The sequence below is a fragment of the Nonomuraea sp. NPDC049758 genome (genome assembly GCF_040674635.1).
GTDB lineage: Bacteria > Actinomycetota > Actinomycetes > Streptosporangiales > Streptosporangiaceae > Nonomuraea.
Genome location: NZ_JBFAMZ010000006.1, coordinates 160,181 through 179,510, shown reverse-complemented (window position 1 = coordinate 179,510; position 19,330 = coordinate 160,181). Strand labels below are relative to the sequence as shown.

Here is a 19,330-nt window from a genome sequence, read left to right as displayed (position 1 = left end):
AAGCTCAGCAGGTCAACCCGTCTCATAAGATGAAATGGTGCGCTTTGATCCTTGGAATCCGGATTTCGTCGTCGACCCCTATCCGGCGTACGACGAGCTGAGGCGCGAGGCGCCCGTCCGCTACTTCGAGCCGTCCAACCAGTGGCTGATCTCCCGGCACGCGGACGTGAACGCGCTGCTCAGAGACCGGCGGCTGGGCCGCGACTACACGCACGTCGCCACGCACGAGGAGTTCGGCCGGCAGCCCGCGCCGGAGTTCCAGGAAGCCTTCTGGCGGGTCAGCAGGAACGGCATGCTGGAGGTCGAGCCGCCGGACCACACGAGGCTGCGCCGGCTGGTGTCCAAGGCGTTCACGCCGCGCATGGTCGAGTCGCTGCGCCCGCGCGTCCGGGCCATCGCCGAGAGCCTGATCGACGCCTACGTCGAGAAGGGCGGCGGCGACCTGATCGCCGAGGTCGCCGAGCCGCTGCCGGTCACCGTCATCGCCGAGATGCTCGGCGTCCCCGAGCAGGACCGCCACCTGCTGCGCCCGTGGTCGGCCGACATGTGCGGCATGTACGAGCTCAACCCCAGCCTGGAGACCCAGCACCAGGCGGTGCGCGCGGCCGAGGAGTTCGAGTCCTACCTCAAGGACCTGGCCCGCGACCGGCTGGCCAACCCCGGCGAGGACCTGGTCAGCGCCCTGGCCGCGATCCCCGAGCTGACCCTCGACGAGCTGGCCGGCACCTGCGTGCTGCTGCTCAACGCGGGCCACGAGGCCACGGTCAACGTCACCGGCAACGGCTGGCGAGCCCTGCTGAAGAACCCCGGCGAGCTGGCCCGGCTGCGCGCCGACCGTTCGCTGCTGCCGACCGCCATCGAGGAGCTGCTGCGCTACGACACCCCGCTGCAGCTCTTCGAGCGCTGGGTGCTGGAGGACATCGAGGTGCACGGCGTGCGGATCCCGCGCGGCTCGGAGGTCGCCTGCCTGTTCGGCTCGGCCAACAGGGACCCCGAGGTGTTCGAGGACCCGGACCGGCTCGACCTGGGCCGTCCGGACAACCCGCACATCTCCTTCGGCGCCGGCATCCACTTCTGCCTGGGCGCGCCGCTGGCCAGGATCGAGCTGACGGAGTCGTTCACGGCCCTGCTGGACCGGGTCGGGACGATCGAGCTGCGCGCGGAGCCGGTCTACAAGCCGGGCTTCGTCATCCGCGGCCTGCGCTCGCTCGACCTCGACGTCACCGGCTCTGGCTGAGCCAGCCGAACCCGCCGAGCCCGGCCGGATCGATCAGCTCGCCCTCCTCCGACGCCCGCGACAACGCGCGCACGTAGCCGCGCGGATCGGTGCGGGCGAGGTCGACCGGCGGCCGGGCGCCGGTGAGGCCCAGCGCCCGCAACATGTCGCGCTGTGTGGACAAGGTTGTGGATATCGCGCCGGCCCGCCGCCCGGCCTCGGCGCACGCGTCGAGCGCGACGTGGGCGGTGATGTCGCAGGTCCCGTCGGGGACGGGGGCCACGACGGCGCCGTCGCGGTAACCGGTCAGCGTGCCACAGAGCGGTCGGTTATCCACAGGGTGTGCATAATCCACGGCTATCGCCCGGCCGCGGGCGAGGCGTACCAGAACGGAGGCCCAGGCGTCGTCACGGGGACGGCCGATCTCGGCGCGGGTGCCCACGTGCGGCAGCGGCCACCAGCGGTCGAGCCACTCCCGATCGGCGGGCCGCAGCGGGCCGCCGAGGCGCTCCTCCCCGGTGCGGGTGTTGACCATGACCAGACGCGGGCCGCCGGAGGTCTGCTCGGCCACGTCGAGCGGGATGTTGTCGAGCCACTCGTTGGCGACGGCCAGGCCGGTGATGCTGGACGGCAGGCAGCGGCGCCACTCGACCTCGTCGGGCAGGCCCGGCGGCCGGGGTGACAGGTCGACGCACGTGACCCGGAGCCGGTCGCGCAGAGCGGGCTCGGCCAGGTCGAGGACGCGGCGGACCAGCACGCCCTCGCCGGAGCCGATGTCGACCAGGTCGAGCCACTCGGGGGAGCCGAGGTCGCAGTCGACCTCCGCCAGCAGGGTCAGGACCGCCTCCGCGAACACCGCCGAGGCCCCGACCGAGGTGCGGAAGTGGCCCGAGGGGCGTTCGCGGAGGTAGAAACCCTCCTCGCCGTAGAGCGCGCGCTCGGTCGCGGCGCGCCAGGTGAGCCACATGAGGCTGACTATCTCATGACTCCGGCCATCGACACGCTAAGTCATTGATTGACTACACTTGGTCGCTACATTGCGCTAACGTTTACGTACTGTCACCGAGCGACTGCGTTTCGCCCATCCGCGGTAAGCGGCGAGCCGGTTCGCTCCACCAAAGCATTGCGGCCACCACGGCCGCATACTGAGAGGAGCCCCCCGTGAAGAAGACTCTGGTCATGGCAGGTGCCATTGCCCTGCTGGCGCTGGCGGCCCCCGCGTACGCCGACGACGTCACCCACGGCAACAACGGCATCCTGAGCGGCAGCCCGATCCACCTCCCCATCACCGCCGTCGTGCCGGTCTGCGGCAACAACATCGGCATCCAGGCCGTGCCGATCAACGGCTGCCAGGGGAGCCCCAACACCGCGGTCTACAGCCGCTGAGGCAGGGAGAGCCCGGACCGCTCGCGCGCGGTCCGGGCTCTGATCCCGGCCGGTCAGTCGGCGGATGACCGGTCAGTGCACCTCCAAGAGGTCGCATCCAGGCGGGCGTCGGGTTTCAGGACTCGGCGCCCGTCGTCGTGCGTGGACCCCTCTCCTCATCTCTTTCGACAGGGGGTGCACGATTCGTATGCCCCTGTCGCATTTGTCGTTAACTCAACAGGCGGTAAAGCGGCGGGCATGCCTGACCGCGTTCGTCGGCCCGCGACATGTGCGGCGCCGCCCGCCGGTTACGCTGGTCGGCAGTGCCATCACCGTCGACAGGGGTGAGACGTCATGGACGCAGGTGATCGCCCGGCACGGCTGACCGTCGGCGTGCTCGGCGCGGGCAAGGTCGGCTCCGCGCTCGGCGCCGCGCTGGCGCAGGCGGGCCACCGGATCGTCGCCGCGAGCGGGGTCTCCGACAGGTCGCGGAGGTGGGCCGCCGACCGGCTCGGGGTCGAGCTGACGCGGCCCGACGAGGTGGTGGCCGCCGCCCAGCTCATCCTGCTGACCGTCCCCGACGACGCGCTGCCCGACCTCGTGGCCGGCCTGGCCCGTACGGGCGCCGACCTCCAGGGCAAGCTGCTCGTCCACACCAGCGGCGCGTACGGCCTGTCGGTGCTCGAACCCGCCGCCGGGGTGGGCGCGCTGCCGCTCGCGCTCCACCCGGTCATGACCTTCACCGGCCGCGACGACGACCTCAACAAGATCACCGGCATCTCGTTCGGCGTCACCGCGCCCGACCTGCTGCGGCCGGTCGCCGAGGCGCTGGTGATCGAGATGGGCGGCGAGCCGGTCTGGATCGCCGAGACCGACCGCGCGCTCTACCACGCGGCCCTGGCCAACGCCGCCAACCACATGGTCACGCTCATCGCCGAGTCCGAGGAGCTGCTCGGGCGCATCGGCGTCGAGCACCCGGGCCGGATGCTGGGCCCGCTGCTCGGCGCGGCGCTCGACAACGTGCTGCGGCTGGGCATCGCCGGGCTGACCGGCCCGGTCGTCCGCGGCGACGCGGGCACCGTGCGCAAACACGTCGACGCGCTGATCCTGGCCGCCCCGGAGGCCGCCGACGCCTACATCGCACTGGCCCGGCTCACCGCCGACCGGGCGCTGGCCGCTGGGCTGCTCAAACCGGAGGAGGCGGAGCGGCTGCTCGACGCGCTTGGGGGCAATATATGGACCTGACCGTCGGGTGTGGAGGGCAGCAATGGATCTGATCGTGGCCGGCAACCGGGACGACCTGGCGAAGGCGCGTGGCACGGGCAGCGTGGCGCTGGTCCCGACCATGGGCGCGCTGCACGAGGGCCACCGGTCGCTGATCAGGGCCGCCCGGGTACGCGCCGACCAGGTCGTGGTCAGCATCTTCGTCAACCCGCTGCAATTCGGTCCTAACGAGGATCTTTCCCGCTATCCCCGTACGTTTGACGCCGATCTCGACGTGTGCCGGGAGGAGGGCGTGCACGTCGTGTTCGCGCCCTCGCCCGAGGACATGTACCGCCCCGAGCGGCAGGTGAGCGTCTGCGCGGGCGAGATGGGCGCGATCGTCGAGGGCGCCTCCAGGCCGGGCCACTTCGACGGTGTGCTGACGGTGGTGCTCAAGCTGTTCAACCTGGTCCGTCCCGACGTGGCGATCTTCGGTCAGAAGGACGCCCAGCAGCTCGCCGTCATCCGCCGCATGGTGGCCGACCTCGACCTGGCCGTCGAGATCGTCGGGGCGCCCACCGTGCGCGAGCCCGACGGCCTGGCCCTGTCCAGCCGCAACCGTTACCTGTCGGCGCGCGACCGCGCGGTCGCGCTGGCCCTGTCCCGCGCCCTGCGGACGGGCGCGGCCGAGCTCACCGCCGGCGCCATCCGGTCCACCGCCCGCGCGGTGCTCGACGAGGCCGGCCCCGACCTCGACCTCGACTACCTGGCGCTGGTCGATCCGGCCACGTTCAAGGAGGTCGACGACGCCTACGAAGGCTCGGCCGTGCTCGCCGTGGCGGCCCGGGTGGGCGGCACCCGGCTGATCGACAACGTCGTCCTGAGTCTTCGTCGCTGATCCGTACGGTGCCCCCGGGGCATGTCCACGCTGCGGCAGGCGTTATCGTCATAGTGACGAAATCGCCTCAGTGAGGAGACCCCCATGAGTGCACCGGCGATTCCCCAGCGTCTGACGGCCCCCGAACCCGGCTGGACGGTCGAGGCGGACGTGGTCGTCGTCGGCTCCGGCGTCGCGGGCCTGACCGTGGCGCTGCGCCATGCCGAGCTGGATCCCGCGGCCAAGGTCCTGGTCGTCACCAAGGACGTGCTGTCCGCCGGGTCCACCAAGTGGGCCCAGGGGGGCATCGCCGCCGTGCTGGACCCGCGCGACACCCCCGACGAGCACCTGAGCGACACGTTGCTCGCCGGGGTCGGGCTGTGCGACACCAAGGCCGTACGAACCCTGGTGACCGAGGGGCCGGGCGCGCTGCGGCGGCTCATCGAGCGCGGCGCCCGGTTCGACCGCACCCCCGACGGCGAGCTCCAGCTCACCAGGGAAGGCGGCCACCGGCGCCACCGGATCGTGCACGCCGGCGGCGACGCCACGGGCGCCGAGGTGCAGCGGGCGCTGGTCGAGGCGGTGCGCGCCGGATCGATCGAGGTGATCGAGCACGCGCTCGTGCTCGACCTGCTCAAGGACGCCCGCGGCCGGGCCAGGGGAGTGACCCTGCACGTCATGGGCGAGGGCGCGCGCGACGGCGTCGGGGCGGTCCTGGCGCGGGCGGTGGTGCTGGCCACCGGCGGCATGGGCCAGGTCTACGCCGCGACCACCAACCCGGTCGTGTCCACGGGCGACGGCGTGGCGCTCGCGCTCAGGGCGGGGGCGGTGGTGCGCGACATCGAGTTCGTGCAGTTCCACCCGACCGTGTTGTGGTTGGGGGAGGGCTCGACCGGCCAGCAGCCGCTGATCTCCGAGGCGGTCAGGGGCGAGGGCGCCATCCTCGTCGACCACGAGGGCAACCGGTTCATGCAGGGCGTGCACGAGCTGGCCGACCTGGCCCCGCGCGACATCGTGGCCAAGGCGATCACCAGGGTCATGAGTGAGACCGGCCGCGACCACGTCTTCCTCGACGGCCGCCACTTCGGCAGGGACAAGTGGGAGAGCCGTTTCCCCACCATCTACGCCGTCTGCCGGGAGCACGGCATCGACCCGGTCACCGAGCCGATCCCCGTCTCCCCGGCCGCCCACTACGCCAGTGGCGGCGTCCGCGCCGACCTGTCCGGGCGTACCTCGATCGACGGTCTGTACGCCTGCGGCGAGGTGGCCTGCACCGGCGTCCACGGCGCCAACCGGCTGGCCTCGAACTCGCTCCTTGAGGGCCTGGTCTTCGCCGAGCGCATCGCCGAGGACATCCACCGGACGCGTCCCGAGCCGGGCGAGCCGGTTGCCGGGCGGCCCGCGACGGGCCTGGTGGACCCCAGGGTCAGGCCCAGGATCCAGGCGCACATGAGCGCCGGCGCCGGGGTGCTGCGCAGCCGCGCGTCGCTGCAGGCCACGTCGAAGGCGCTGCGCGACGCGCTCTGGACGCCGGTCGAGGTGCCCGCCTGCACCGAGTCGTGGGAGGCGAGCAACCTCCTCACCGTCGCGGCCGTCCTGACCGGCGTGGCGGCGGCCAGGCTGGAGACGCGCGGCTCCCACTGGCGCGAGGACCACGAGAGCCGGGACGACAATGAGTGGCTGGGCCACCTGGACGTGACCCTGACCGAGGAGGGCCTTCGCATGACGTACACCCCGCACGGCGAGGCGATGCCGCCGCGGCTGGCGCAGGAGCTGACCGCCGCCGGGCTCGACCCGGCCGAGGTCGACGCGCTGATCGACCGCGCGCTCGAAGAGGACCTGCAGGAGGCGGGCGACGTGACCAGCCTTGCCACGATCCCGGCCGAGCAGCGTTCGGCCGCCGACGTGGTGGCCCGCAAGGACGGCGTGGTGGCCGGGCTGGCCGTGGCCGAGGCGGTCTTCCTCCGGCTGGGCGCCGGCCGCGCCGAGCGGCGGGCCAAGGACGGCGAGCGGGTGGCGGCCGGCGACGTGCTGATGACGGTCGAGGGCCCGACGCGGGCCGTGCTGACCGCCGAGCGCACCGCGCTCAACCTGCTCACGCACCTGTCCGGGGTGGCCACGCTGACCGCCAGGTGGGTGGCCGCGATCGAGGGCACGCGGGCGCGGGTGCGCGACAGCCGCAAGACCCTGCCGGGTCTGCGGTCCCTGGAGAAGTACGCCGTGCGCTGCGGCGGCGGCGTCAACCACCGCATGTCGCTCTCGGACGCGGCCCTGATCAAGGACAACCACGTGGTGGCGGCCGGCGGCGTGGCCGAGGCGTACCGCGCGGTGCGGGAGCGCTATCCCGAGGTGCCGATCGAGGTCGAGATCGACCGGCTCGACCAGTTGGAGCCCCTGCTGGACGAGGGCGCCGAGGAGATCCTGCTGGACAACTTCACGGTCGAGGACACCGTACATGCCGTACAAATCGTGAAAAGTCGGGCGAAAAACAGGGTTGCGCTTGAAGCGAGTGGGGGATTGACCTTGGAATCGGCTCGTGATGTGGCTGAAACTGGCGTTGACTACCTTGCGGTGGGAGCGCTCACCCACTCGGCGCCGGCCCTGGACATCGCACTGGATTTGCGGGGGTAATTGATGCTGCTCACGATCGACGTCGGCAACACGCACACGGTGCTGGGGCTGTTCGAGGGCGAGGACGTCATCGAGCACTGGAGGCTGGCCACCGACGCCCGCCGCACCGCCGACGAGATCGCCGTCGTGCTCCAGGGGCTGCTGGCCCAGTCACCCCTGCTCAAGGGCGCCGACATCAGCGGCATCGCCATCTGCTCGACCGTGCCGAGCGTGCTCAACGAGATGCGGGAGATGTGCCGCCGCTACTACGGCGACGTCACCGCCGTCATCGTGGAGCCCGGCGTGCGCACGGGCGTGCCGGTGCGCATGGACAACCCCAAAGAGGTGGGCAGCGACCGCATCGTGAACGCCCTGGCCGCCATCGACCAGTACGGCGGCCCGTGCATCATCGTCGACTTCGGCACCGCCACCTCCTTCGACGCGGTGTCGGCCAAGGGCGAGTACGTCGGGGCGGTCACCGCCCCCGGCATCGAGATCTCGGTCGACGCCCTGGCCGCCGCCGGCGCCCAGTTGCACAAGGTCGAGCTGGTCAGGCCGCGCTCGGTGATCGCCAAGAACACGGTCGAGGCGCTGCAGGCCGGCATCATCTACGGCTTCGCCGGCCAGGTCGACGGCATCGTCGAGCGCATGGCCGCCGAGCTGGCCGACGACCCCGACGAGGTGACCGTCGTGGCGACCGGCGGCCACGCGGCGCTGGTGGTCGGCGAGTCGCGCTCGATCGACGTGCACGAGCCGTGGCTGACCCTCATCGGCTTGCGCCTGATTTATCACCGCAATACCGCTTAGAACGTGACAAGCGGCCCCCGCTCGGGAAGGGGGCCGCCTGTCGGTCGTGGTGTCGCCGGCGAGGGTCACTCGTTCTCGGCGCTGTAGAGCTCGCTCCAGGGGCCGCACTTGGTGGCGAAGATGCCCTGCTCGGGAACCTGGCAGACCTTGGCCCGCAGAGTGAAGACGTCGTTCTCCTCGAAGTGGAACTTCTTGTAGCCGGGGAAGCCGCAGTACTTCTTGGCGTAGACCGTGGACCAGTCGCCGTCGGAGTCCTCGGCCTGGAACTTCACGTACGCGCACTTGCCGCCCTCGTCGTAGTCGCGGTTGTCCAGGTCGTACAGCCGGCCGGTGACGTGGACCTCGTTGGAGTCCTCCTCGTCCCACTCGACGCTGACGTGACCCTGGGCCTTGGCCAGGTGCTGCTTGGCGTACACCGGGCCCCAGTAGTCGGAGTAGTCGTCGAAGTCGGCGGTGGTCGCGCTGGCGGCCGAAGGAAGCGACAGGGCCACGGCGCTGGTGGCGGCGATGGCGAGGATGCCCGTCGCGATCTTCTTCATCATGATCTCTCCCGGAGCTCCCCTCGGGCCGGCTCCTTGCCGGCTCCCTCCGGAGCTCGTGAGTCATTGGTACAAAAGGGTCCTTGCAGCGCCCCTGCAGGGAACCGTCACGAGCGCTTGCAGTTCGCCGTATCCCCTACGCTTTGTTGTTGTGAGCGAGGAACTTCCAGAGCAGATGCGCATCCGGAGGGAAAAGCTCGACCGCCTCCGCAGCGAGGGCGTCGACCCTTACCCGGTGAACTTCCCACGCACGGCGACCAACGCCGAGGTCAAGGAGAAACACCAGGGCCTGGAGCCCGACACCGCCACCGGTGAGACGGTCGGGGTCGCGGGCCGCGTCATGCTCAACCGCGTGGGCGGCAAGCTCTGCTTCGCCACACTTCGCGACGGCGGCGCCGACCTGCAGGTCATGATCTCGCTCGACAAGGTCGGCGAGGAGTCGCTGGCGGCCTGGAAGCGCGACGTCGACCTGGGCGACCACGTCGGCGTGACCGGCGAGGTCATCACCTCGCGCCGCGGCGAGCTGTCGATCCTCGCCGACAGCTGGCAGATCACCGCCAAGTGCCTGCGCCCGCTGCCGGAGAAGCACGTCGGCCTCACCGACCCCGAGGCGCGGGTGCGCCAGCGCTACGTCGACCTCATCGTCAACGACGAGGCCAGGAAGATGGCGCGGGTGCGCAGCGCGACCGTGCGCGCGGTGCGCGACTTCTGGCACGAGGAGGGCTACCTCGAGGTCGAGACCCCGATGTTGCAGCCCATCCACGGCGGCGCGACGGCCCGGCCGTTCAAGACCCACATCAACGCCTACGACATGGAGCTCTACCTCCGCATCGCGATCGAGCTCTACCTCAAGCGGCTGGTGGTCGGCGGCGTCGAGAAGGTCTTCGAGATCAACCGCAACTTCCGCAACGAGGGCGCCGACTCCACGCACAACCCCGAGTTCACCATGCTCGAGGCCTACGGCACCTACCTCGACTACAACGACATCGCCGACCTGACGCAGCGCATGTACCAGAAGGCCGTCGTGGCCGCCCTGGACACCACCGTGGTCGTGCACGACGGCGTCGAGATCGACCTCGGCATGGAGAAGTGGCCGCGGGTCCGGCTCTACGACCTGGTGTCCGACGCCGTGGGCGAGGAGATCACCACCGAGACCACCCTTGAGGAACTGCGGAAGATCGCCGACCGCCGCGAGGTCCACTGGGACGCCAAGTGGGGGTCGGGCAAGCTCGTCCAGGAGCTGTTCGAGGCGCTGGTCGAGCACACGCTCGTGCAGCCGACGTTCGTCATGGACTATCCGCTGGAGACCTCGCCGCTGGCCCGTCTCCACCGCGACAACCCGCTGCTGACCGAGAAGTGGGACCTGATCGGGTTCGGCACCGAGCTCGGCACCGGCTACTCCGAGCTCAACGACCCGATCGACCAGCGTCACCGGCTGGTGGAGCAGTCGCTGCTGGCCGCGGGCGGCGACCTTGAGGCGATGCAGCTCGACGAGGACTTCCTGCAGGCCCTTGAGTACGCGATGCCGCCCACGGGTGGCATGGGCGCCGGCATCGACCGGATGATCATGGCCTTCACCGGCAAGAACATCCGCGAGACCATCCTGTTCCCGCTGGTCAAGCCCACCCACTGAGCCGCCGTCCGGCGCCCCGCGCAGGGGCGCCGGTCCGAACGGTCAGGGCACCAGCACCAGCCGTCCGCGCAGGCCGCCCTCCGCCAGGCGGGCGTGGGCGTCGGCGGCCTTCTCCAGCGGGTACGTCCCGGCCACCCGTAGCGTCAGCCGTCCGGCCTCGACCAGGCGCACCAGCTCCGCGAGCTGCCGGGCGTCCGAGCGGAACAGCACGGTGGCCACGTCCGTGCCGCGCAGCGCCACCGGCGCGACCCCCGACGCGAGCGCCACGAACGCCCCGCCGTCCCGTACGGCGTCGAGCGCGGGCAGGCCCAGCACGGCCGCGTCCACCACGGCGTCCACACCGCCGGGCACCTGCGCCCGTACGGCCTCGGCCAGGTCCTCCTCGCGGGCGACGAACCATTCCGCCCCGAAGCCGCGTACCAGCTCCTCGTCCGCGGCGCCGGCGGCGGCCACCACCCTGACGCCGCGCACGGCGGCCAGCTCCACCAGGTAGCCTCCGACGGCCCCCGCCGCCCCCGTGACCAGCAGCGTGCCGCCCGGGCCGACGCCGGTCCGGTCGAGCGCCTGCCAGGCGGTGAGCCCGTTCAGCGGCAGCGTGGCCGCGTGGACGGGGCTCACGTCGCGCGGGGCGCGGGCCACCGCCGGGGCGTCCAGCACGACGTACTCGGCCTGCGCCTTGTACGGCAGCTCCAGCCGCGCGCAAAGCCCCACGACCTCCTCTCCCACGCTGAAGGAGGTTCCCGGGCCCACCTGGTCCACGGTTCCCGCGGCGTCGAAGCCGATCCCGTAGGAGTCGAGCTTCCTGGCCAGCCCGTACGAGGCCAGAGCCCCGGACGCCACGGCCAGATCGAAGGGGTTGACCCCGGCCGCGGCCACCTTGATCCGCACCTGGCCGGGCCCCGCCGCCGGCAGCGGCGCGGACACCAACTGGGGAGCGCCGGAGCCGCCGATGAGTGCACGCATGTTCGTCATGCCAGCGACCCTAGGAAGAGTTACTCTCTTTCAGTAAGTAGGCACCTGGAAGTGCGTAACACACGGCGAGGAGTGAGACGGTGGCGACCACGACGGCGGCGCAGCGGCGTGACCAGGCGAGACTCGCCTTCGACGCCTACTTCGCCGAATGCCCTTCCCGCAAGCTGCTCGACCGGCTCAGCGACAAATGGGTCACGCTGGTGCTCAGCTCGCTGGCCTCCGGCGAGCGTCGCTACAGCGACCTGGCCCGGCACATCGCCGGGGTCAGCCAGAAGATGCTCACCCAGACCCTGCGCGGCCTGGAGCGCGACGGCCTGGTGGCGCGCCGGATCACGCCGCAGGTGCCGGTGCGCGTCGACTACGCGCTCACCCCGCTGGGCCTGAGCCTGATGCCGCTGGTCACCGCCATCAAGGCATGGGCCGAGGAGCACATCGAGGACGTCGAGGCCGCCAGGGAACGCTACGACGCTACCGCCTGAGCCGCACCGGCAGCCGGGCCAGCCCGCGCAGCACCACGTTCTCCTTGTACGGCGGCTCCGGATCGGCGGCCTCCATCTTCGGCGCCGCCGCGGCCAGCGCCGACAGCGCGATCTCGCCCTCCATTCTGGCCAGCGTCGCTCCCAGGCAGAAGTGCAGGCCGAGGCCGAAGGCCAGGTGGCGGCCGGGCTCGCGGGCGGGGTCGAACCGGTCGGGATCGGCGAACGCGGCGGGGTCGCGATTGGCCGCGCCGATCGGCACGAGCACGGCCGAGCCCGCGGGCACCGGCGTCCCGCCCAGTTCCCGGTCCTCCAGCGCGATCCTGGAGGTGAGCTGGACCGGCGGATCGAAGCGCAGCACCTCCTCCACCACCTCCCTCGGGCGCTCGGCGGCGAGGTGCAGCAGGTCGTGCCGCAGCAGGTTCAGCACGCCGTTCGCGATGAGGTTGACGGTGGTCTCGTGGCCGGCCACGAGCAGCAGCACGCAGGTCGCCAGCAACTCGGCCTCGGTGAGCTCCTCGACGTGTGCGAGGGCGCTCAGGAGGTCCTCGCCGGGACGCTCGCGCCGCCGTGCGATCAGGTGGCGGAAGTAGTCGCGGAACTCGTTCCTGGAACGCTCCGTTTCCGACATGAGGGCGTCTGTCAGCATCGGGTCAAGTCCGCGGGCAAGGGCCTCGCTCCATCCGCGGAAGCGGCCGTGGTCCTCCGGCGGCACCCCGAGCATCTCGCTGATCACCATCACCGGCAGCGGGTACGCGAAGCCGGAAATCAGCTCCGCCTCCTCCGGCAGCCGTCCGATCAGGTCGGCGGTGATCGCCTCGATCCGCGGCCTGAGGCGGGCCACCATGCGCGGCGTGAACGCGCGGCTGACCAGAGCACGCAACCGGGTGTGATCGGGCGGGTCCATGAGCAGGAACGACCTGCCGGGCTGACCTGCCTCTTCCTGTGCGGGCGGGGACGTTCCGTGACCGAACCCGGGGTCGCGCAGCACGGCCGCGCACAACTCGTACGTGGTCACGACGAGCAGCCCGCCGCGCGTTCTGAAGATCGGCCCGGCGGCTCGCAGCTCGCGATATCGGACGTACGGATCGCGCACAAATTGCGGATCCGAGGGATCAAAACCCAGCACGTCGGTGGCGCTCATCGGAGGTGGAACCGGGCCGCCGAATTGATCGTTTGGACCGTTCATAGCGGACCACGGCGTGCCAACATATGCGGAGTACGTCACATATAAGTGATCATGTCAATAGCACTGGTCAAGGGCGCCGATTGTGGCGCTTGACGACCTTTCCGCGATGCGTTTACCTTCACCGAGACGAGCGGCTTGCTTCGCCTGAAAGGTCCGAGTTCTGCTGTTGGGGGGAGGGCTCCCGGTGGATGTGCTCACAGAAGGCGTTGAGCTGAGCCACGCGGATTTGGCGTTACTGGCCGAGCTGGCCAGGGGAGTGACCGTCGATCGGGTAGGCAGGCGGCTGGACATCAGCGGACGGACCGTACGGCGCAGGCTGAGGGGCATCTGCGACCGCATCGGCGTGGCCACGGCGATCGAGGCCGTGGCATGGGCGGCGCGCCGCCAGCTCATCTAGCGGCGCTCATCTGGCGGCGCTCATCATCTAGTGACGCTGGGCGAAGTGACGCTGGGCGAACCGGCGCGGGTCAGTCCGCGATGCGCACGCCGCCGGCGAACGGCCGCCCGCCGATCGGGGCGACCCGCACGACGTCACCCGTCCGTGGGGCGTGGACCATCATGCCGCCGCCGATGTAGATGCCGACGTGGTGCAGGTCGCTGTAGAAGAACACCAGGTCGCCGGGGCGCAGCTGGTCGCGGCTGACGTGCGTGCCGGCCGTCCACTGGTCGCCGGTGTAGTGGGGGAGCGAGATGCCCACACGCTGGTAGGCGGCCATCACCAGACCGGAGCAGTCGTAGGAGCGGGGCCCTTCCGCGCCCCACACGTACGGCTTGAGCTGCTGGGTGAGGGCCCACTTGACGGCCTGGGCGGCCTTGCCGTCGCCGATGACCGGCAGGTTGACGCGCACGGCCCGGGTGCCGGGACGGCCCGCCTCGCCGACGGCCCGCCGGTAGAGGTTGCTCTCGACCTTGGTGACCAGCTTGGTGATCTTCGAGCGCTTGCTCTCCAGATCGGTGACGATCTTCTGAACCTCGGCGATGCGGGTCTTGGCGCCGGCCCTGGCCCGCTCGGCGGCCTCCATGGCCCTGGCGAGCTGGTTGACCTCCTCGCCCTGCTGCTGTTCGAGCGCGTACGTGGTCGCGGCCCGGTCGAGGAAGGTCTCGGGGTCGCCGGACTGGGCGAAGGCCAGGGCCTTGTCCAGGCCGCCGGTGATGTAGGCGTTCTGGGCGAGCAGCGAGGCCCTGGCGCGCTTGGCGGCCAGGTCGGACTCGCTGGTGGCCAGGATCTTCTGGGCGGAGTCGTTGGCCTTCTGGGCCGCCTTCAGCCGTTCGCGCTGCTCGTTGTACTGCTCGGCCAGCGTCTCGATCTCTTCGTGCAGCTTCTCCACCTGGTCGGAGAGCTCGGAGAGCGACGGCTTCGGGTCGGCGGCGGCGGAACCGACGGGGACGGTGAACAGCATCGCGGCGACGGTGACGCCGATGACGCCGAGGCGGCGTGCGCGCCTGGCCTGCTCCTGGGGGCGGGCGTGCCTGCCCCCGGACTTCCCCGAGCGGTCGAACGTCCGCTTCACCAACCGAGCTCCTCTCATCGACGCCGGCCGGGTTAGCTGACGGGTTCGGGCCGGAGCAGCCCTACCGAGATGGTCGGATTCACCCCAAGTGGTGGCGCCAGGTGCTCGCCGCCGTTGGTTCCCCGGCTTCCCTTGCGGGAATTGGGCGTGTCTTTCCGCGCGCATTACGCGGAGAACATCGTCGCTGGACACTAATGCACTCCGGGTTCACGCTCAACCGGAACTGCCGAGTCTGTAGAGGTTTCACAACTGAAGGGTCACAAGGTGATCTCGTGGGTAGCCGTACGGAAGCGGGCTTCTGCACCTTTTGTCCAGCATTCGGGGTGCTGAGGTCTGGAGGAAAGCTCCAAGTCGGCCCGTGTTCACCTGACCACGGGATGTGATGAGATGCCCGAGACGTGGGATTTAGGGCCGAGCCGTAATGAGATCTGTACCCTGGAGAGCCATGGAGCAGGTGGCCGAAGTGGCAGTCCCCGAGACCGCGGTCGTGGTCAGGCGTGCGCGCACGCCCGACGTGCGTGCGATCAGGCGTCTCGTGGACACCTACGCGGGCGCGGGGCCGCGGCTCCTGGAGAAGGCCACGGTCACGCTGTACGAGGACGTCCAGGAGTTCTGGGTGGCCGAGCGGGGCGGGGAGGTCGTCGGCTGCGGCGCGCTCCACGTGCTCTGGGAGGACCTCGCCGAGGTCCGTACGGTGGCCGTCGATCCCGCGTGCCGGGGGCTGGGGGTCGGGCGGCGGATCGTCTCGGCACTCGTCCGGCAGGCGAAGGATCTGGGGCTGCGGCGTGTATTCTGTCTGACTTTTGAGGTCGACTTCTTCGCGAGGCACGGTTTCCGCCCCATCCAGGGCACGCCGGTCTCACCCGAGGTCTACGCCGAGTTGCTGGCCTCGTACGACGAGGGTGTGGCGGAGTTCCTTGATCTGGAACACGTCAAACCGAACACCCTTGGCAACACCCGCATGCTGCTGCATCTGACATCGGGTGACGCGGACCTTGACCACTTGGAAAGGTGATTGTTGATACCTATGTCGATACGTTGGGCAGCACAGGCATGTGTCCTGACACGTGCCACATGCGCACTCGAAGCGAGGTGACACGGTGAGCACCGGACAGCCGCCGTACCCACAGGACGATTCCGGCGAGAACCCCGAGTACGGTCAGCACCACGGCCGTCGGCCCGGCGAGCCCGACCCGGACGTGACTGTGGTCGGCTACCGGGCGGACGATGCCTTCGGCCAGCCCCCATACGGTCAGCAGCAGCAACAGGGCTATGGCCAGCAACAGCAGTACGGCCAGCAACAGCAGCAGTACGGCCAGCAGCAGGGCTACGGCCAGCAGCCGCAGTCCTCGGGCCAGCAGTACACGCAGCCCGGCTACGGCCAGGAGGCCCAGTACGGCCAGCAGGCCGCCCCGGGTCAGCAGGGCTACGGCCAGCAGCAGGGCTACGGTCAGCAGCCGCAGTCCTCGGGCCAGCAGTACACGCAGCCCGGCTACGGCCAGGAGGCCCAGTACGGCCAGCAGGCCGCCCCGGGTCAGCAGGGTTACGGTCAGCAGCCGCAGTCCTCCGGCCAGCAGTACACGCAGCCCGGCTACGGCCAGGAGGCCCAGTACGGCCAGCAGGGTTACGGCCAGCAGCCCGCCTCGGGCCAGCAGTACGCCCAGCCCGGCTACGGCCAGCAGGCCGCCTCGGGTCAGCAGGGTTACGGCCAGGAGGCCCAGTACGGCCAGCAGGCCGCCCCGGGCCAGCAGGGCTACGGTCAGCAGCCGCAGTACGGCCAGCAACCGCAGTCGCTACCCGACTACGGCCAGCAGCAGGGCTACGGCCAGGAGGCCCAGTACGGCCAGCAGGCCGCCTCGGGCCAGCAGGGCTACGGCCAGCAGCCGCAGTCCTCGGGCCAGCAGTACGCCCAGCCCGGCTACGGTCAGCAGGCCGCCTCCGGGCAGCAGGGTTACGGCCAGGAGGCCCAGTACGGCCAGCAGGGCTACGGCCAGCAGTCGCAACCCGACTACGGCCAGCAGCAGGGCTACGGCCAGGAAGCCCAGTACGGCCAGCAGGGCGGCTACGCCCAGCAGCAGTACGGCGACCAGCAACAGGGTTACGGCCAGCAGTACGGCGACCAGCAGCAGTACGGCCAGGCCTACGGCCAGCAGCAGCAGTCGCAGCCCTACGGCCAGCCCGGCTACGGCCAGCCCTACGGTCAGCCCGTCGGCGTACAGCCTCCGGGCGCTCCGGCCCCCCTGGCGGAGTGGTGGCAGCGTCTGGTCGCGAGGATCATCGACGGCGTCATCCTCGGCGTCGTGAACTTCGTGGTCAGCCTCATCCTGGGCCTGCTCGCGGTCGGTTACGACTCGGCGACCGGCCTGACCTCCGGCCTCCTGTCCGCCTTCGTCATCACCCTCCTGTCGTCGATCGTGACGACCGCCGTCTGGGTGTGCTACGAGTTCTTCCTGACGAAGATGAACGGCCAGACGGTCGGCAAGATGGTCATGGGGATCAAGGTCGTGCCGGTGGGCCAGGCCCTTCCTCCGGGCGGGCTCGCGTCCGACCTGGCGATCAAGCGCGCCGGCGTCACCTGGGGCGGCTACATCCTGAGCTGGATCCCGTTCCTCGGCCCGCTGCTCGCCTGGGCGTGCGTCGCGGTCAACGGCGCCTCGCAGCTGTGGGACAAGCCGCTGCAGCAGACGTTCGCGGACAAGTTCGCGGGCACGGTGGTCGTGAAGATCAAGTAATCCCGCGTCAGCGTAAAACAGGGGCCGGCTTCCCGCCGGCCTCTGTTTTGTGTGTGCGGGGCGTACCAAAATGGGGGGTACGACCGCCGACCGCGTGAGGTGGGATATGGCCGGGACACCGTCGTGGCCGGGCGCCGTGCCCGCGGAATGGTGGGAACGCCTCGCCGCCCGCTTCATTGAGGCGCTGGTCTTCGGGGTCTTCTATTACATTCTGTTCATCGCGCTGTGGGGCGTCTTCCGGACTGTCGGGATGGTCGAGGCGTTCGGCGGGCGGCTCCCCGGGCTCTTGGCCTGGTTCCTGGCCGGCCTGTGTTATACGGCCTATGACTGGCGGGCCCATTGCCTGCGCCGGCGGACCTTCGGCCAGGCGATCATGAAGATTCGCCTGGCGCCGGACGACCTTCCGCGTGGCGCCCTGCTGAAACGGGCCCTGGTCTATCCCGGGCCTGTCATGCTGATGGGCATTCCGGTGGTCAATCTGCTGGCCGGAATGCTGCTGTTCGGCGTCGGGCTGCTCATCCTGATCGACAAGCCGTTGGAGCGCGGGCCGCATGACAGGCTGGCCGGAACGCGGGTGGTAAAAGATCTTCGTTGAGCCATCCGCACCTGGGAAGATGCCTTTTCGCAAAATTTTCCCTTGATCCGGTAAGGAGCCTGGAGAGACTGGCATTAGGCTATGGGACGTCCGGGTTGCCGGATGTCGGTGCCCCTGCTCCCTGAGGGCGACTGTGTGTGGCTATGGTCGGTTCCGGGTGAGTTGTCACCTAGGCGTCATGAGCGTCCGGCGTGCTCCCGCAGGTCCCGCAGGTCGCGCCGGGATGCGTATTTAGCGCCCCCGAAACCCTGCAAGCCCTGGAGGCGAGGACGAATGGAAGCCGTAACAGACGTATTGTCAGCGCTCATCCCCCCGGTCGTGGTCGGCGGCGCCTTCATCTTTGGCGCGGTGAAGTTGCTGCGATCGGAGGGCGCCGGGCGACGGGCAAACCGCCAGGATCAGGCCGAGAACCAGAACTGATCTGCCAGTCAGCCGAATCCCCGCAGCGCTGAATTGTCTCCGCGCCTTTCCGGGTATATGTTTGGGCGAGCGAATGAAACAATGCTCCGGGAAAGGATTGCGTAGATGGCCAAGCAGATCCAGGAGATTCTCATCGATGACCTCGATGGGGGCGAGGCCAATGAGACGGTCAGCTTCGCTATTGACGGCTCCTCCTATGAGATTGACCTCAGCGACGTTAACGCCAAGAAGCTGAGGGACGCACTCACGCCTTTCGTGCAGCACGCCCGCAGGGCAGGAGCCGTGTCCGCCCGTCGCCGTGGTCGCGGCGGCAACCGTGCGATGAGCCGCGAGAAGAGCTCGGAGATCCGGCAGTGGGCCAAGGCTCACGGCCTGCCGGTCAGCGAGCGCGGCAGGATCGCCTCCACCGTCGTGGAGAAGTACGAAGCGGCTCACTGAGCCTCGTCGAGAGAGCCATCTCCTGACCATGCGCTTATGCCGTTCGCCTAGGACCCCGGCGAGCGCCATAAGCGCATGATCGTTTTTGTGGGGAGTTCGTGAATCCCCGGACCACTTGTTGATCTTCTAATTCGCCCAAATGTGGGCGTATTGCTCACTCGTGTCGCCGGACAAGGCGTCGCGCGGGAGTGGAACGTGCCGGGCTTTGCGGCCGGCGTCCGTGTCAATTCCCGGGCGCCGCCGGGCTCGCCGCGTGTACGCCGCCGTGTTCGCCGCCGTGTTCGTCACCCGCGGCCGGAACGGGCCAATGCCGTCACCCGCCGCAATGTTCCGCTTCCCGGCCCCTGCGCGTACGCGCAAAGCGGTGACGCTCCGCCGCACAATCGAGCAGCCGGTCCTTCCGGAAGCGCCGTCGCAAGCCCTCTTCCGGTACCGGGTACTTCCGTCTTCTTACGGCCTTGTGCGGGGTTCTCAGGGCTTGTCGGTGCTTGTTCGAGCCTCTCTTCGGGCCTCTCCTCGGGCTTCTCGGTGGGGCGGGCCGTGGATGACCGGCAAAACGCGGGCCTGCGGCTGGTGGGGCACGATGGAAAACCGGTGGCCTCTCCCGTGCGCCGCGCATTGTCCCGTCGCAGGACCCTCGTGCGCACCGCGATCGGTAACCCGGCTGACCCGATGGGGAATACGTGTGGCGTGCGTTGCGTGCCGAGTTGTGCTCAGGGCGTAGCGTCCGCGCTTGGACGCGGTTTG

18 protein-coding genes and 1 riboswitch are annotated in these 19,330 nt (G+C 69.9%); of the genes, 13 read left to right on the top strand and 5 right to left on the bottom strand.

The window, feature by feature from the left end; all coding sequences use genetic code 11:
• Positions 1–37: 37 nt before the first annotated feature.
• The gene (locus AB0J46_RS17755) at positions 38–1,237 is read left to right on the top strand and encodes a cytochrome P450 (protein ID WP_358291568.1); all 1,200 of its coding nucleotides are present in this window, start codon (positions 38–40) and stop codon (positions 1,235–1,237) included.
• Here AB0J46_RS17755 and AB0J46_RS17750 read toward each other — a convergent pair.
• On the bottom strand, positions 1,221–2,183 hold the full coding sequence (locus AB0J46_RS17750; protein ID WP_364332647.1) for an SAM-dependent methyltransferase: 963 nt from the start codon (positions 2,181–2,183) through the stop codon (positions 1,221–1,223). The genes AB0J46_RS17755 and AB0J46_RS17750 overlap by 17 nt on opposite strands.
• A 194-nt stretch (positions 2,184–2,377) precedes the next feature.
• On the opposite strand from AB0J46_RS17750, the gene AB0J46_RS17745 reads away from it, so the two are divergent.
• From AB0J46_RS17745 to AB0J46_RS17725, 5 genes are all read left to right on the top strand, one after another.
• Entirely contained in the window at positions 2,378–2,602 is a 225-nt protein-coding gene (locus AB0J46_RS17745; protein ID WP_352358570.1) for a chaplin family protein, read from the top strand.
• Positions 2,603–2,935: 333 nt separating this feature from the next.
• On the top strand, positions 2,936–3,826 hold the full coding sequence (locus AB0J46_RS17740) for a DUF2520 domain-containing protein (RefSeq protein WP_364332644.1): 891 nt from the start codon (positions 2,936–2,938) through the stop codon (positions 3,824–3,826).
• Between the two features lie 22 nt (positions 3,827–3,848).
• Positions 3,849–4,682 (top strand): pantoate--beta-alanine ligase, encoded by an 834-nt coding sequence (panC, locus tag AB0J46_RS17735; protein ID WP_364332641.1) that lies wholly within the window; start codon positions 3,849–3,851, stop codon positions 4,680–4,682.
• Between the two features lie 84 nt (positions 4,683–4,766).
• The gene (locus AB0J46_RS17730; RefSeq protein WP_364332638.1) at positions 4,767–7,292 is read left to right on the top strand and encodes an L-aspartate oxidase; all 2,526 of its coding nucleotides are present in this window, start codon (positions 4,767–4,769) and stop codon (positions 7,290–7,292) included.
• Between the two features lie 3 nt (positions 7,293–7,295).
• Entirely contained in the window at positions 7,296–8,078 is a 783-nt protein-coding gene (locus AB0J46_RS17725; protein ID WP_352318636.1) for a type III pantothenate kinase, read from the top strand.
• A gap of 65 nt (positions 8,079–8,143) precedes the next feature.
• On the opposite strand, the gene AB0J46_RS17720 is transcribed toward AB0J46_RS17725, so the two are convergent.
• Entirely contained in the window at positions 8,144–8,620 is a 477-nt protein-coding gene (locus tag AB0J46_RS17720) for a hypothetical protein (RefSeq protein WP_358291578.1), read from the bottom strand.
• A gap of 148 nt (positions 8,621–8,768) precedes the next feature.
• On the opposite strand from AB0J46_RS17720, the gene lysX reads away from it, so the two are divergent.
• Positions 8,769–10,250 carry a bifunctional lysylphosphatidylglycerol synthetase/lysine--tRNA ligase LysX gene (gene lysX / locus AB0J46_RS17715; protein ID WP_364332635.1) on the top strand — a complete coding sequence of 494 codons (1,482 nt, stop codon included), beginning with the start codon at positions 8,769–8,771 and terminating at the stop codon, positions 10,248–10,250.
• A 42-nt stretch (positions 10,251–10,292) separates the two neighbouring features.
• On the opposite strand, the gene AB0J46_RS17710 is transcribed toward lysX, so the two are convergent.
• On the bottom strand, positions 10,293–11,222 hold the full coding sequence (locus AB0J46_RS17710; RefSeq protein ID WP_364332632.1) for an NADP-dependent oxidoreductase: 930 nt from the start codon (positions 11,220–11,222) through the stop codon (positions 10,293–10,295).
• Positions 11,223–11,302: 80 nt separating this feature from the next.
• Between AB0J46_RS17710 and AB0J46_RS17705 the strand changes: the two genes are divergently transcribed.
• Positions 11,303–11,701 carry a helix-turn-helix domain-containing protein gene (locus AB0J46_RS17705; protein WP_364332629.1) on the top strand — a complete coding sequence of 133 codons (399 nt, stop codon included), beginning with the start codon at positions 11,303–11,305 and terminating at the stop codon, positions 11,699–11,701.
• Here AB0J46_RS17705 and AB0J46_RS17700 read toward each other — a convergent pair.
• Positions 11,691–12,794: a cytochrome P450 gene (locus AB0J46_RS17700; RefSeq protein WP_364332626.1), complete on the bottom strand. Its 1,104-nt coding sequence runs from the start codon at positions 12,792–12,794 to the stop codon at positions 11,691–11,693. The genes AB0J46_RS17705 and AB0J46_RS17700 overlap by 11 nt on opposite strands.
• Before the next feature lie 277 nt (positions 12,795–13,071).
• Here AB0J46_RS17700 and AB0J46_RS17695 point away from each other — a divergent pair, with 277 nt between their 5' ends.
• Complete coding sequence (locus AB0J46_RS17695) at positions 13,072–13,284, top strand: LuxR C-terminal-related transcriptional regulator (protein ID WP_132597751.1); 213 nt, start codon at positions 13,072–13,074, stop codon at positions 13,282–13,284.
• A 70-nt stretch (positions 13,285–13,354) separates the two neighbouring features.
• On the opposite strand, the gene AB0J46_RS17690 is transcribed toward AB0J46_RS17695, so the two are convergent.
• Entirely contained in the window at positions 13,355–14,398 is a 1,044-nt protein-coding gene (locus AB0J46_RS17690) for an NlpC/P60 family protein (protein WP_364332623.1), read from the bottom strand.
• Positions 14,399–14,404: 6 nt separating this feature from the next.
• Positions 14,405–14,556, bottom strand: a riboswitch (cyclic di-AMP (ydaO/yuaA leader).
• Positions 14,557–14,843: 287 nt separating this feature from the next.
• On the opposite strand from AB0J46_RS17690, the gene AB0J46_RS17685 reads away from it, so the two are divergent.
• The 4 genes from AB0J46_RS17685 to AB0J46_RS17670 all read left to right on the top strand — a co-directional run bounded on the left by AB0J46_RS17685 (position 14,844) and on the right by AB0J46_RS17670 (position 18,583).
• Positions 14,844–15,413 carry an amino-acid N-acetyltransferase gene (locus AB0J46_RS17685; RefSeq protein WP_358291588.1) on the top strand — a complete coding sequence of 190 codons (570 nt, stop codon included), beginning with the start codon at positions 14,844–14,846 and terminating at the stop codon, positions 15,411–15,413.
• 85 nt (positions 15,414–15,498) lie between these two features.
• The gene (locus AB0J46_RS17680; RefSeq protein WP_364332620.1) at positions 15,499–17,130 is read left to right on the top strand and encodes an RDD family protein; all 1,632 of its coding nucleotides are present in this window, start codon (positions 15,499–15,501) and stop codon (positions 17,128–17,130) included.
• Positions 17,131–17,236: 106 nt separating this feature from the next.
• The gene (locus AB0J46_RS17675) at positions 17,237–17,725 is read left to right on the top strand and encodes an RDD family protein (protein WP_364332618.1); all 489 of its coding nucleotides are present in this window, start codon (positions 17,237–17,239) and stop codon (positions 17,723–17,725) included.
• A gap of 525 nt (positions 17,726–18,250) precedes the next feature.
• Entirely contained in the window at positions 18,251–18,583 is a 333-nt protein-coding gene (locus tag AB0J46_RS17670; RefSeq protein WP_125641669.1) for an Lsr2 family protein, read from the top strand.
• The last annotated feature ends 747 nt before the right edge of the window (positions 18,584–19,330 follow it).